The sequence below is a fragment of the Pseudomonas sp. SF2 genome (assembly GCF_036858055.1).
GTDB lineage: Bacteria > Pseudomonadota > Gammaproteobacteria > Pseudomonadales > Pseudomonadaceae > Aquipseudomonas.
Window position 1 is genome coordinate 134,962 of record NZ_JAMBDI010000010.1, and the last position, 12,851, is coordinate 147,812.

Below are 12,851 nucleotides of genomic sequence, written 5' to 3' on the forward strand. Positions count from 1 at the left end.
TCACATCACCTGGCGTTGCGGTTCGGCCTGCTCGACGCGGTTGCGGCCATGGGCCTTGGCCCGGTACAACGCCTGGTCGGCGCGCGCCAGCAGTTCGTCGAGGGTGGGGGCCGGCATGTCGGCGGCACAACCGGCCAGGCCGATACTGACGGTAATCTGCAGGGGCTGCTCGGCCTGCACCACATGCAGGTCCTGCACGGCGCGGCGCAGGCGTTCTGCCGTGAACTTGGCCCGATCTGGCGCCAGGCCCGGGAGGACCACGACGAACTCCTCGCCGCCCAGGCGGGCGAACAGTTCGCCATCATGCAGCTGCTCCTGCAGGGTCCCGGCAAACTGGCGCAGCACCTGGTCACCAACCGCATGGCCGTGGGCATCATTGATCGACTTGAAGTGGTCGATGTCCAGCATCATCAGGGTCAGCGGCAGCGCCTGGGCGTGTTGCTCACGGCTGTCCAGCAGCGCGTTGGCGCGGCGGGTGAAGGCGCTGCGGGTGAGCACGCCGGTGAGGTGGTCGATGGTGGCCTGATGCGCCAGGCGGGCCATCAGGCTGCGGTTGGCCTGGCTGACGCAGGCCACCACCAGCGGCCCGAGCACCAGCATGGCGATGCCAAGGCGCGCCGACATCAGCGTGGTCACCCCGGGCTCGCTTTGCGGCACGCTGAAATGCATAAGGTTTTGCGCTACCGCCACGATCAGCGTGCTGCCAGCGGTAAGTGTCAGCAGAGAGACCAGAAACGGGGAGTAGGTCCAGGCGCACCACAGCAGTGCGGCAATCGGGAAGGCAATGGCCCCGGGGCCGCCGAAGGCAATGCTGAACGCCAGCGAGGCCAGCAGCACAAGCAACGGTGCCAGGCGGATGGCCTGGGCGCCACCGCGCACCAGCGCCCGTGCCGAAGGCGCCGTTAGCAGCACTGGCAGCACCAGCACGCTGGTGGAGAATTGTTCGCTGAACCAGGCCAGCCAGGTGGCGCGCAAGGACTGTTCGAACCACGGCGCGGCCATTACCGCCGCCATGCTGGCCGCCACGATCGCCGCGGCGGCAGAGGCGCCAAACACGCTGAGCACGCCGTGGGGGGTACGCATGCGCCGGTGCAGGCGCGGCAAGCGCGAGAGCAGCAGCCAGAGGGTGGCCACCACGCCCAGGTTGCACAGGTTGAACCACAGGGCGGGTACCCAGGCACTGCCGCACAGCAGGTCGGCGCCGACCATGGCCAGCCAGACCAGGGTAAAGCCCGTCAGCGTGGCCTGCCGGGGATAACGCAGCAGCACGCCGGCCAGTACCGCATTGACCGGCCAGAATAGCGACAGGGATTCGATCGGACGGGCCAGGATGCCGCCCAGGGTGAGGGCAAAGGTCAGGCCGAGCAGAACGACGTAGTGCAGCACGCGCGATTGGGCTGGAAAAACCATGGGCTCGACCGGCAAAGCGGAAACGAAATCCAGGACAACGGCTTGAAGCACCTGGAGCAATTGCGCACAAGTTTGTTTCGTCAGAGGACTTGATGTCAATCTGCCGCGATTGGTCGAGATAATGCCAAATTGCCTCCATCCGCTGCCGATCACCTCACAGCCCGAAGAACCACGGCACCATCAACACGGTCACCAGCATCACCAGCACGGTAAACGGCACGCCGACCTTGACGAAGTCGGCGAAGCGGTACTGCCCCGGGCCCAGTACCAGCGTGTTGACCGGCGATGACACCGGCGTCATGAACGCCGCCGACGCGGCCAGCGCCACGGTCATGGCGAACGGGTAGGGCGACATGCCCAGCTGCGCGGCGGTGCTGACGGCCACGGGTGCCATCAGTACCGCGGTGGCCGTGTTGGAGATGAACAGGCCGATTACTGCCGTGACCGCGAACAGGCAGGCAAGAATGGCACTTGGGCCGGCACCGCCCAGCACGCTGACCAGGCCACCCACCGCCAGGTCGATACCGCCGGTTTTCTGCAGTGCCTGGGCAAAGGGCAGCATGCCGACGATCAGCACCAGGCTTTGCCAGTGGATGGCCCGGTAGGCGCTGTTCATGTCGATGCAGCGGCCGGCGCCCATCAGCAGGCAACCGATCAGTGCGGCAATGACGTTGGGTACCGCGCCGCTGACCATCAGCCCGACCATCACCGCCAGGCTCAGCAACGCCTGTGGTGCGCGGGTGCGGGCGGGCGCGACCAGGTCGATTTCTGCGGGCAGGCTCAGAACCAGGAAGTCCTTGGGCTTGCTTTGCAACTGGCGCACGGCTTTCCATGGGCCGACTACCAGCAGGGTGTCGCCCAGGCGCAGCTTTTCTTCCACCAGTTGTTCTTCGATCGCTGCCTGCTCGCGGCGCAAGCCGACCACGTTGAGGTCGAAGCGAGTGCGGAAGGCCAGTTCGAGGATGCTCTTGCCGATCAGTTTCGAGCCAGGTGGCAGCGAGACCTCGGCCATGCCCAGCTCCTGGGACTGGTCGATGAAGTAGGCGGCCTTGAAGTGCAGAGGCTCCAGCTGCATGGTTTGACACAGGCTGCGCAGGTCGTCGTGGTTGGCGAACAGGTCGAGCAGCAGCACGTCGCCCTGGTGCAGCACGGTGCTGGAGTCGGCGGCGATCACCCGCGTGGTGAACTTGTGCTGGCGTTCGATGCCGATCACGTTGGCGCCATGGCGGGTGCGTAGCTCCAGCTCGCCCAGGGTGTGGCCGATCAGCGGGGAGTGGGGGCGGATGCGCAGGCGCCGCTCACGGCCATTGAGCTTGTAGTCCAGCACCAGGTCCAGCAGGGTGCGGCGGCTTTCCACGCGGCCGTCCTTGCGCACTTCGCCGTTCAACCAGTGCCGGGTCAGCAGCATGTAGCCGATGCCCAGCACCAGCACCACCAGGCCAAACGGGGTGAAGCTGAAGAAGCTGAAGCCCGCTTCGCCATGGCGCACCAGTTCGCTGTGCACCACCACGTTGGGTGGTGTGGCCACCAGGCTTAGCATGCCGCTGATCAGGCCGGCGAAAGCCAGTGGCATCATCAGGCGGCTGGGCGAAATCTGCAGGCGCGCGGCGATGCTCAGCACCACCGGAATGAAAATGGCCACCACACCGGTGGAGCTCATCATCGAACCCAGCCCCGCCACGGCCACCATCAGCAACACCAGCAGGCGGGCCTCGCTGTTGCCGGCCCGCTCGCTCATCCACTCGCCGATGCGGTAGGCAATGCCGGTGCGCACCAGGCCTTCACCGATCACGAACAGGGCGGCGATCAGTACCACGTTGGGGTCACTGAAGCCGGCCAGCGCCTGTTCCACGGTGAGGATGCCCGACAGCGGCAGGGCGAGGATCACCAGTAGCGCGACCACGTCCATGCGTGGGCGGTTGATGACGAACAGGACGATGACGATGGCCAGCAGGCCGAGGACCCAGAGCAGCTCTTGGTTCATGGGGAGGGGGTGTTCCTTCACACGGGGGCACGATAGACAGTAGCAGCCAGTGTGCCGGAACGTGGTGAAGGGGGTGTTGATGTACTGCAGGGTTTGCAAAACAAAAGGGGCCGCATTGCGGCCCCTTGGTCACCGGGATCAGTGACGGTGACGACGGTGCTTGCCGTTGTTGTCGCCCAGGTGGTTGCCGATGGCACCACCTGCCGCGCCACCCAGGCCGGCACCTACAGTGGAGCCGGTCTTGCCGCCCACCGCACCGCCCAGCAGCGAGCCGCCGGCCGAGCCCAGGCCACCGCCGATGGCGGCTTCGGTACGGTTGCCCTTGCGTGCACCTACCGCACTGCCGGCTGCGCCGCCGAGGCCGGCACCGATGGCCGCCCCCGTTTTGCCGCCGATCTGTTGACCGACAACGTTACCCAGAACACCACCCAGGCCACCGCCAATGGCGGCGGTACCGTCACCGGCGAAAGCGCCCTGGCACAGCAGCAGGCCGAGGGCAAGGGAAGGCAGAGTCAGACGCATGATACGAACCTCAAAGGAATCATCAGGTTAAGGTGCCGCGCAACGGGCGGCGGCTCAGGGTTGAAAAGACGCTTCAGCGGTAGTAGCGGTCACCACGGTACCGACGATAGTCATCATCATCGTCGTCGCGGTCATGCCGATGGTGGTGGCGATGGTCACGATCACGGTCACGCCAGCCATCGTCGTCGTCATGGTAGCGATGGCTATGGCACCCTGCGGTCAGCAGGACAACGGCAATCAGCGAAAGGCTTGCAAGACGGGTCATCACGATATAGGTCCTTGATCCGCAAAGGTTTACGGCACACCTTCTGAGACTGGGAAGGATCCATTTGGTTTCCCTGTCAGGCAAAAAATTTGTCGGGCCAGCGATGAGCGGCATGCCTTGTCTGCGACTGCCACCTGCGCGGCAATTCACTCGCGTGGCTTGCCAGTGCTAGAGTCGCGTTCTTTTTTACCCTGAGGATGGAACATGCGTGCGATTCTGCCGATGGCCGCGGCGCTGATGCTGGTCGGTTGTGCTTCTGCAACCATGGAAACGGCCCGCGGCGGCAAGCCGACTGCGCAGCTCGACTCGCACAAGGCGCCGGAGCTGGTGGCCCAGTGCATCCAGTTCAGCTGGCAGGAAGAGAAGGTGTTCGGCGACGATGCCAGTGGCTACCTGGAACCACGCAAACAGGGTGGGTTCACGGTGTATACCCGTGAGGCCGAGGCGTTCGTGGACGTGTACCCGCAGGCCGGTGGGGCGCGGGTGGATTACTACGCGCAGAAGAACGACGGCGTGGCCCTGCAGCGCCGGGCGGCGGCGGCGACCTGCCTGTAACGTCAAAACACATTCCCCTGTGGGAGCGGGTTCACCCGCGAATGCGTCGGTACATTCAACACCGCATTCGCGGGTAAACCCGCTCCCACAGGGGGCGCGCGAGCTTTACAATTTTTAGCAATGCAGTCCTGTCGCAGGGAGATTGGTGGGGGCTAGCATAAGCCCCCACGAATCAAGGAAGACACCATGGACCGCTCATTGCAACTCAACCGCGCCAGCTGGGATGAACGTGCTCCGCTGCACGCTGCTTCCAACGACTACGAAGTCGAACGGCTCATCCGGCAACCCGAACACCTTTCCGAAACCGTACGCTTCGACCTGCCATTGCTTGGCAATATCGACGGGCTCAACGCCGTTCACCTGCAGTGCCACATCGGCACCGACACCCTCTCGCTGGCGCGCCTTGGCGCCAAGGTCTGTGGCCTGGACTATTCCACGGCTTCGCTGGCCGAGGCGCGGGTGCTGGCCGAGCGCTGTGCGGCACCCATCGCGTATGTCGAGGCCGATGTCTATGCCGCCGACAAGGTGCTGCCGGCTGGCACGTTCGACCTGGTCTACACCGGGATCGGCGCGCTCTGCTGGCTGCCCCGCATCGAGCCGTGGGCGCGTACTGTCGCGGCCCTGCTGAAACCAGGTGGGCGGCTGTTTCTGCGCGACGGGCACCCGATGCTGATGGCGGTCAACGAAGACCACCAGGACCGCCTGCAACTCGAGTACCCGTATTTCGAGCACGAAGAGCCGACGGTGTGGCACAACGACCAAACCTACGTCGAAACCGAGCAGCGCCTGTCTCACATCGAAACCCACGAGTGGAACCACGGCCTGGGCGAGGTGATCAGTGCCTTACTGGCCCACGGCCTGCAGCTGACCGCCCTGGTCGAGCACCAGAGCATCCCCTGGGAGGCGCTGCCGGGGCAGATGGTCAAGGGCGACGACGGTGAATATCGCCTGCGCGAGCAGCCCGCGCGCCTGCCCCTGAGTTACACCCTGGTGGCAGTAAAAGCCTGATCAGGACAGGTAGCCGCCGTCGACATTGAGCGCGGTACCGGTGGTGTAGCTGGAGGCATCGCTGGCCAGGTACAACACGGCGCCGGCCATTTCCTTGGGGTCGGCCACGCGCTTGAGCGGGATATGCTGCAGCGCGGCGTTGAGGATGGCGTCGTTCTTTACCAGTGCCGAGGCGAACTTGGTATCGGTCAGGCCCGGCAACAGGGCGTTGCAGCGGATCCCGAACGGCGCGCATTCCTTGGCGAAGACCTTGGTCATGTTGATGACCGCCGCCTTGGTCACCGAATAGATGCCCTGGAACAGGCCGGGCGACACCCCGTTGATCGACGCCACGTTGATGATGCTGCCGCCACCCTGTTCACGCATCAGCTTGCCGGCCTCTACCGACATGAAGAAGTAGCCACGGATGTTCACGTCCACGGTCTTCTGGAAAGCACCCGGGTCGGTATCCAGCACGTTGCAGAACTGCGGGTTGGTGGCGGCGTTGTTGACCAGGATGTCCAGCCGCCCGAATTGCTCGCGGATGCCGGCGAACACCTGCTGGATCTGCTCCAGTTCACCGATGTGGCAGGCTACCGCCGTTGCCTTGCCGCCGGCGGCGATGATGGCGTCGGCCACCTGCTGGCAACCGTCGAGCTTGCGGCTGGACACGATCACATGGGCACCTTGCTGGGCCAACAGGTGGGCGATGGCCTCGCCGATGCCACGGCTGGCGCCGGAAACGAAGGCAATCTTGCCGTCGAGGTCGAACAGGTGGGTCTTGGACATGCTGTTTTCCTTGTTATCCGTCGTCGAGGTCGGGGCTCAGAGGCTGGACTTGGCGATGACCTGCAAGGTCATCTGCTCCAGCAGGCGGTTCATGTGGATGAACTGGGCAAAGCGCTTGTCCTGGGTCTGACCGTGGTAATAGCGGTAGTAGATCTGCTGGACGATGCCGGCCAGGCGGAACAGGCCATAACAATAGTAGTAATCGAAGTTGTCCAGGCGGATGCCAGCGCGCTCGGCGTAGTAATCGACGAACTGGCGGCGGCTGAGCATGCCCGGGGCGTTGCTCGGCTGGCGGCGCATCAACTGCACTGGCGCCGGGTCGTCGGCCTGGATCCAGTAGGCCAGGCTGTTGCCCAGGTCCATCAGCGGGTCGCCGAGGGTGGCCATTTCCCAGTCCAGCACACCGATGATGCGCATGGGGTTGTCGGCATCGAGGATCACGTTGTCGAAACGGTAGTCGTTGTGCACGATGCCGGGCCGCGGGTGGTCGGCGGGCATTTTCTCGTGCAGCCAGGCGGTTACCTGTTCCCAGCGCGGGGCGTCCGGGGTCAGGGCCTTTTCATAGCGACTGGTCCAGCCCTCGATCTGGCGCTGCACATAGCCTTCCGGCTTGCCCAGGTCGGCCAGGCCGCAGGCGTTGTAGTCCACCTGGTGCAGTTCCACCAGGCGGTCGATGAAGCTCTTGCACAGGGCCTCGGTGCGGTTGGCGTCGAGGTCCAGTTCGGCCGGGATGTCCGAGCGCAGGATGATGCCCTTGACCCGCTCCATCACGTAGAACTCGCCGCCGATCAGGCTGGTGTCGGTGCAGTGCACATAGGCCTTGGGGCAGTAGGGGAAGCCGCTGTTCAGCTGGTTGAGGATGCGAAACTCGCGGCCCATGTCGTGGGCCGATTTGGCCTTCTGCCCGAACGGTGGGCGGCGTAGTACGAAGTCGCGGCCCGGATAGCTGACCAGGTAGGTAAGGTTGGAGGCGCCGCCAGGGAACTGGCTGATGCTCGGCAGGCCATCCAGGCCGGGGATGTTGGCCTTGAGGTAAGGGTCGATGACCGCCGCGTCGAGTTCTTCGCCGGGGCGTACCTGGGTGGACTGGTCGGTGAGCGTCATGCGTTTTCCTTATTCTCGATCGCAAGGACTATTGGCTAATCTAATGGTCAGCTGGGTGTGGGACAAGCGTGCCAGGTGCCATATAGGCGAGGGTGTTGCTGCCCGATCAACTGCCTTGATGAAGCGACTGGCGATAGGGCCCGAACAGGCGGGCAAAAAAAAACCGAAGCCGGTCAGGCTTCGGTTTTTCGATCATCCGGTACCCCCGACCCTCAGGACGGGAACAGCTCGCTGAGCTTCATCGACAGCATCATGTCGCCTTCAACGCGCAGCTTGCCGCCCATGAACGCCTGCATGCCGTCGGTTTCGCCGCTGACGATACCCTTCAGGGTTTCGCTGTCCATTACCAGGGTGCAGTTGGCATCCGGGTTTTCGCCTTCCTGCAGGTCGCAGGTGCCGTCCTTGACGATCAGTGCGTAGTGCTTGCCTTCGTCGGTGATGTTGAAGCCGAACACCAGGTCCAGGCCGGCGGCAGCGGATGGGTTGAACTTCTCTTGCATCTTTTTAACGGCATCAGCTACGGAGGTCATGGCGCATTCCTTATAGAGTGATTTACACGTCCCCGCAGGGACACAACAAGCCGGGCTCATCGATAGGTGACAAGCTCCGGCGCCCTCAACAGCTGCACATGGGCCTGGCTGTTGAAGGAAGCCAGTGCCACGTCGCGGCCGCGGAACTTCAGCTGGCTGAGCGACGTGTTGATGATCTGCCAGTTCAGCGCGAACGCCTGGCTGGGGGTAATACGGGTAACCAGGTGGAGCAGGGCGGCAATGGTGCCGCCCGAGGTGAAGATGGCAATATTGTCACCGCTACCGGCGGCGTCGAGTACGCGTTGCAGGCCGCCTTGCACGCGGGCGGTGAAGGCCTGCCAGGTCTCCAGGCCATCGTCGGCATGTTCGCCATCGTGCCAGCGCTGCACCATCAGTGCGAACAGGCGCTGGAACTCGCTGCGGTGCTGCGCGCCATTGCGCAGGATGTGCAGGGCGTCGGGCTCTTGCGGCAGCAGCCCGGGCAACAGGGCGCGGATCACGCCATCGGCATCGAACTCATTGAACGCAGCATCGGTCTCGACAGCCGGCACCGGGCTGCCGTTGGCATGCAGTGCTGCCAGGGCCAGGCGCGCGGTATCCTGCTGGCGGCGCAGGTCGCCTGCCACGCAGCGGTCCAACCGTACCCCGAGCTGGGCCAGGTGCTCACCCAGGGCCTGGCTCTGGCGCTCGCCCACGGGCGAGAGGACATCGTAGTCATCGGCGCCGAAGGAGGCTTGGCCATGTCGGATCAGGTAGAGGTTGCCCACGAAAGGTTCCGGCCTGTTGGAGGTTGCTGCGAGGTTAGGATGCGGCACACGGGCTGTCAACGAAAAAACATACAAGCGTTTGAAAAGGTTGTTTGAAAGGTGTTGCCGGCGTTTACAGCGGCTGGCAGCACCTCAGGCGCAACGGTATGCTTGCAACAGTTACGCGCCGTCGTGGCGCAGGTATTTAAGGAGTCAACGTGGAGTTTCTTGCCGAATACGCAAGCTTTCTCGCCAAAACCGCCACCCTGGTCATCGCCATCCTGATAGTGCTGTCGGCTATCGCCGGGCTGCGCGGCAAGGGGCGGCGCAAATCGGGTGGGCAATTGCAGGTCACCCGCCTGAACGAGTTCTACAAGGACCTGCGCGAGCGCCTGGAGTCCGGCCTGCTCGACAAGGCCCAGCTCAAGGCCTTGCGCAAGCAGCAGGCCAAGGCGGAAAAACAGCAGAAGAAGGGCAAGGCCGAGGAAAAGGACCGGGTCTTCGTGCTGGACTTCGATGGCGACATCAAAGCCTCTGCCACCGAAAGCCTGCGCAACGAAATCACCGCGCTGCTGACCCTCGCCACCCCGCGTGACGAAGTGGTGCTGCGCCTTGAAAGCGGTGGCGGCCTGGTGCACAGCTACGGCCTGGCCGCATCGCAACTGGCGCGCATTCGCCAGGCCGGCATCCCGTTGACCGTGTGTATCGACAAGGTGGCTGCCAGCGGCGGTTACATGATGGCCTGCATCGGCGAGAAGATCGTCAGCGCGCCGTTCGCCGTGCTGGGTTCCATCGGCGTGGTGGCGCAGTTGCCCAACGTCAACCGCCTGTTGAAGAAGCACGACATCGATTTCGAAGTGCTGACCGCCGGTGAATACAAGCGCACCCTGACGGTGTTCGGCGAGAACACCGAGAAGGGCCGGGAGAAGTTCCAGGAAGACCTGGACATCACCCACCAGCTGTTCAAGGACTTCGTTGCCCGCTATCGTCCACAGCTGCACATCGACGAAGTGGCCACTGGCGAAGTCTGGCTGGGCGTCGCGGCACTCAACCGCAAGCTGGTGGACGAGCTGCAGACCAGTGACGAGTACCTCAGCGAGCGCGCGCGCAACGCCAACCTGTTCCACCTGCACTACGCCGAACGCAAGAGCCTGCAGGAGCGAATCGGCATGGCTGCCAGTGGCACGGTGGAGAACACCGTGGTGGGCTTGTGGAGTAAACTCGGCCGCCTGCGCTAACACCTTGAACCCGTTGAAATTTTTTTTCGTTCAGGGGGTTGCAAGGTTAAAGGAATGAAGACATAATGGCGCCCATCGAAACGCAGCAAACTTTGAAAAAGGTTCAGCGTTTCAAGGAGATAGCGAAGCGCAAGCTGCTAGATCCGACCTTTGAGGCCGAGTAGCAAAGTGGTTATGCTCCGGATTGCAAATCCGTCTACGCCGGTTCGATTCCGACCTCGGCCTCCACCATTCGAAAGCCCCGCAGATTAACGTCTGCGGGGTTTTTCTTTGTGCGCCAGAAAATGCCGAAGTCCCAAAACAAATTGCAAGCAGTCCCAAAACTTCCTCATTATTGAAGGCTTGGCAATGGCCCCGACGGGCCGGTAAACGCGCTCGGTGATTCCCTATTTCGAGTGCCCCAGCAGCATGCTCGCATCGCTCAGGTCGTTGATTTCCGAGGCAGCCTTCGGTCGGATATCGCGGAACTGAAACTGGGCGATTCGGTTGGCGAGGTCTGGCTTTTTCTCGACTTCAGCTTTCACTCTGGCCGCCTCTCGGGCGTCTGCCCACCGGTTGCGCAGCATCGGCCAGCTCATGCGCTTGCCGTGCTCGTTGAGAATAAGGAACGGCGACAGGTGCTCGCTGGTCCTGCGCATGATTCGCTCGAGCAGCTGGCCCAGACTTTTCTTCACCCCTTCCACTTCCAAGACGATCCTCAATCGCTTGCCGGTCTTGTCTTGGCTGACCATCAGGTAGATCCCCTCCACATCGTCCTTTCGCATGGACAGCACGTCTAACGGTCGTTGGCCAGTCAGGTACGCCAGGTCCGTCGCATCCTTGAGCTCCGGTGGAGCTTCCTCATATATCGCCTGCCACACCGTTTCGTTGGCATAGAAGTCGCGCGGCTTTTCCTTGTTCTTCCTCACGCCCAGACACGGGTTGTCCCTGGTAGTGAGGCCCATTCCCTTGCTGTGTTGAACACATGGGGGAGCAGGGCGATCTCCCTGTTTGCCCTGGTCTTGGCCGACAGCGAATCGCGGTACTGCGCGATCATCGCCGGCGTGATGGCATCGATTGGCGCCGAGTCGAACACGGTTCGCAGATGCTTGAGCTCGTAGATGTTGTCCTTTTGGGTCCTGGCGGCCTTGCCCGGGATGATCTTCAGCAGGTACTCGTCGAAGATCCCCTTCATTGTGGTCAGCTCTTTCGGTACCGACTTGGCCTCCAGTTCCGCCCACTTCAGCTTGGCCTTCACCAAGTCATTGCCGAGGAAGATGTCCTTTCCTGACTTGTCTCTGTAGTACAGCGCCTCCCACGCCTTGCCGTTCCGTCATCCCGCAGCACTCGGTGCACCTCGCGGAACACAGCGACCAGGCTATCGATGAGTTCTCGGGGAGAGGCCTCCAGCCCGATCTGGCCGTCGACCCCGTAGTCGTGTAGTCCGAAATAGGGCGGGTGATGCAGGTGTGCACGGACTGATCCGGCAGCGTCCGCATCATATCGATGCAGTCGCCCACCAGGATGCGGTGCTGCTGGGTCATGTCGTTGTCCTTGCGTGCAGGCGCCGCCCTCGCCGGGGTGGCGTAAGTTGGTGATATGAGGTATTCAGGTGATTGCAGGAGGCAATGTGCCATCCAAGTATAGAAGGAATGATCTGTGGAGCAGGTTAGAGCAGAGTTTGCCGAAGCGATTTTGGACGCGATCCGTCAGTGCCACGAATACGGTTATCACCCCACAAAATGGGAGGCCTTGAATCGCGCTCGGCATCCGGTTGAAGCGTCAATAATGCTGGTCCAGTCTTCCGACTTCCAAGACGGGTTCAGGAAGTTGCTGCGGGACGGAAGGGAGCACCTAACAGTCGAGTCGATAATGCTCAGGCCAGAATTCGCATCGCTATTCCATGGTGAGCTGCTCCAAGCCGCAAGGTGGCGTTTGCAGGCAGCTCCTCGTTAACTCGGAACGAGCGGGGCGCGCCGGGCCCGCCGAGGTGTTCGAATAGGTCGATTACTGTGGTCAGGGTAGAAGCCGGATTATGAAACCTAAAGATTTCCCTATGCAGCCGATAAAGTAGTCAGGCTATCAACCGCGTACAGGATGGACGTTGTGGAAATTAACGTTTTTGAAATTGATGATGTAACAAATGACCAGCTTCTTAAATTGATCAAAGCGCACGAATCATTTGAGATCAAAGGCATCAACAGACTCGATTTTTTTAGGGCTGTAGAGAAGGTTGAAAGTCTTATCGAGGGAGAAGGCTTGTCGTGTCGTGTTTATACGACCTATCGGTCAACGAGCATGCTCGCTGCTGCGATGTCTAACCCCGTCACCGCAATTGCTGGATTGGCTTCTGTTGTTGGGATCGCTGCGCACAACGTGGCTACATGGAACCCAGACTACGAGCTTGGCAAAAATTTAACTCTTGGACGACTCGAAGTTACCTACAAGAAATGATCTGGCGCCGCCTTCGCCGGGGAGGCGTTCATCGTTTGAGAGGGTGGTATCCTTCGCCGCTTACCAGCCAAGGAGAGTGGTGATGCATTTGCGCGAAAGGCTTCGAGCGTTCCAGCTGTGGTTTAACTCCAAGCGCAGACGGTGGGCTGGCGTTGCGCTGATCGCGCTTGGCGTGGTCGGGATGTTTCTCAACCCTGAAAGCCGGTGGACCTTGGTGTTAGGAACTGGGATCTACTGGTTCTTCACAGCCTTGCCCCCATTCCTCGGGGAGAAGTGTTAAGGCGCTGG

12 protein-coding genes, 1 tRNA gene and 2 pseudogenes are annotated in these 12,851 nt (G+C 62.2%); 5 read left to right on the forward strand and 10 right to left on the reverse strand.

The window, feature by feature from the left end; translation table 11 throughout:
- The 4 genes from M2S36_RS07660 to M2S36_RS07675 all read right to left on the reverse strand — a co-directional run bounded on the left by M2S36_RS07660 (position 1) and on the right by M2S36_RS07675 (position 4,181).
- Positions 1-1,425 carry a GGDEF domain-containing protein gene (locus tag M2S36_RS07660; protein WP_207831286.1) on the reverse strand — a complete coding sequence of 475 codons (1,425 nt, stop codon included), beginning with the start codon at positions 1,423-1,425 and terminating at the stop codon, positions 1-3.
- Between the two features lie 139 nt (positions 1,426-1,564).
- Positions 1,565-3,394, reverse strand: a complete 1,830-nt coding sequence (locus M2S36_RS07665) for an SLC13 family permease (protein ID WP_233686876.1) — start codon at positions 3,392-3,394, stop codon at positions 1,565-1,567.
- A gap of 138 nt (positions 3,395-3,532) precedes the next feature.
- Complete coding sequence (locus tag M2S36_RS07670) at positions 3,533-3,916, reverse strand: glycine zipper domain-containing protein (RefSeq protein ID WP_025339704.1); 384 nt, start codon at positions 3,914-3,916, stop codon at positions 3,533-3,535.
- A 73-nt stretch (positions 3,917-3,989) separates the two neighbouring features.
- Entirely contained in the window at positions 3,990-4,181 is a 192-nt protein-coding gene (locus M2S36_RS07675; RefSeq protein WP_003257401.1) for a hypothetical protein, read from the reverse strand.
- Positions 4,182-4,385: 204 nt separating this feature from the next.
- Between M2S36_RS07675 and M2S36_RS07680 the strand changes: the two genes are divergently transcribed.
- Entirely contained in the window at positions 4,386-4,736 is a 351-nt protein-coding gene (locus tag M2S36_RS07680) for a hypothetical protein (protein WP_016498900.1), read from the forward strand.
- Between the two features lie 186 nt (positions 4,737-4,922).
- The gene (locus M2S36_RS07685) at positions 4,923-5,744 is read left to right on the forward strand and encodes a class I SAM-dependent methyltransferase (protein WP_333956923.1); all 822 of its coding nucleotides are present in this window, start codon (positions 4,923-4,925) and stop codon (positions 5,742-5,744) included.
- Here the strand turns inward: M2S36_RS07685 and M2S36_RS07690 are convergent, their stop codons facing one another.
- The 4 genes from M2S36_RS07690 to M2S36_RS07705 all read right to left on the reverse strand — a co-directional run bounded on the left by M2S36_RS07690 (position 5,745) and on the right by M2S36_RS07705 (position 8,913).
- A complete protein-coding gene (locus M2S36_RS07690) occupies positions 5,745-6,512 on the reverse strand; it encodes an SDR family oxidoreductase (RefSeq protein WP_063912563.1) in 768 nt (255 codons plus the stop codon).
- A 36-nt stretch (positions 6,513-6,548) separates the two neighbouring features.
- Positions 6,549-7,616 carry a phosphotransferase family protein gene (locus tag M2S36_RS07695; protein WP_233693626.1) on the reverse strand — a complete coding sequence of 356 codons (1,068 nt, stop codon included), beginning with the start codon at positions 7,614-7,616 and terminating at the stop codon, positions 6,549-6,551.
- A 212-nt stretch (positions 7,617-7,828) separates the two neighbouring features.
- Positions 7,829-8,146: an SCP2 sterol-binding domain-containing protein gene (locus M2S36_RS07700; RefSeq protein WP_046614879.1), complete on the reverse strand. Its 318-nt coding sequence runs from the start codon at positions 8,144-8,146 to the stop codon at positions 7,829-7,831.
- 56 nt (positions 8,147-8,202) lie between these two features.
- Positions 8,203-8,913, reverse strand: coding sequence for a histidine phosphatase family protein (locus M2S36_RS07705; RefSeq protein ID WP_063912561.1), 711 nt, complete (start codon positions 8,911-8,913; stop codon positions 8,203-8,205).
- Between the two features lie 197 nt (positions 8,914-9,110).
- Between M2S36_RS07705 and sohB the strand changes: the two genes are divergently transcribed.
- Both sohB and M2S36_RS07715 read left to right on the forward strand, forming a co-directional pair.
- Positions 9,111-10,130: a protease SohB gene (gene sohB / locus M2S36_RS07710; RefSeq protein ID WP_233686873.1), complete on the forward strand. Its 1,020-nt coding sequence runs from the start codon at positions 9,111-9,113 to the stop codon at positions 10,128-10,130.
- 154 nt (positions 10,131-10,284) lie between these two features.
- A tRNA-Cys gene (locus tag M2S36_RS07715) sits at positions 10,285-10,358 on the forward strand.
- A 158-nt stretch (positions 10,359-10,516) separates the two neighbouring features.
- On the opposite strand, the pseudogene M2S36_RS07720 reads toward M2S36_RS07715, so the two are convergent.
- Positions 10,517-11,418, reverse strand: a pseudogene (locus tag M2S36_RS07720) (tyrosine-type recombinase/integrase).
- Between the two features lie 17 nt (positions 11,419-11,435).
- Positions 11,436-11,653, reverse strand: a pseudogene (locus tag M2S36_RS07725) (DNA-methyltransferase); the annotation flags it as partial.
- 562 nt (positions 11,654-12,215) lie between these two features.
- Here M2S36_RS07725 and M2S36_RS07730 point away from each other — a divergent pair.
- The gene (locus M2S36_RS07730) at positions 12,216-12,563 is read left to right on the forward strand and encodes a hypothetical protein (protein ID WP_333956924.1); all 348 of its coding nucleotides are present in this window, start codon (positions 12,216-12,218) and stop codon (positions 12,561-12,563) included.
- Positions 12,564-12,851 lie beyond the last annotated feature (288 nt).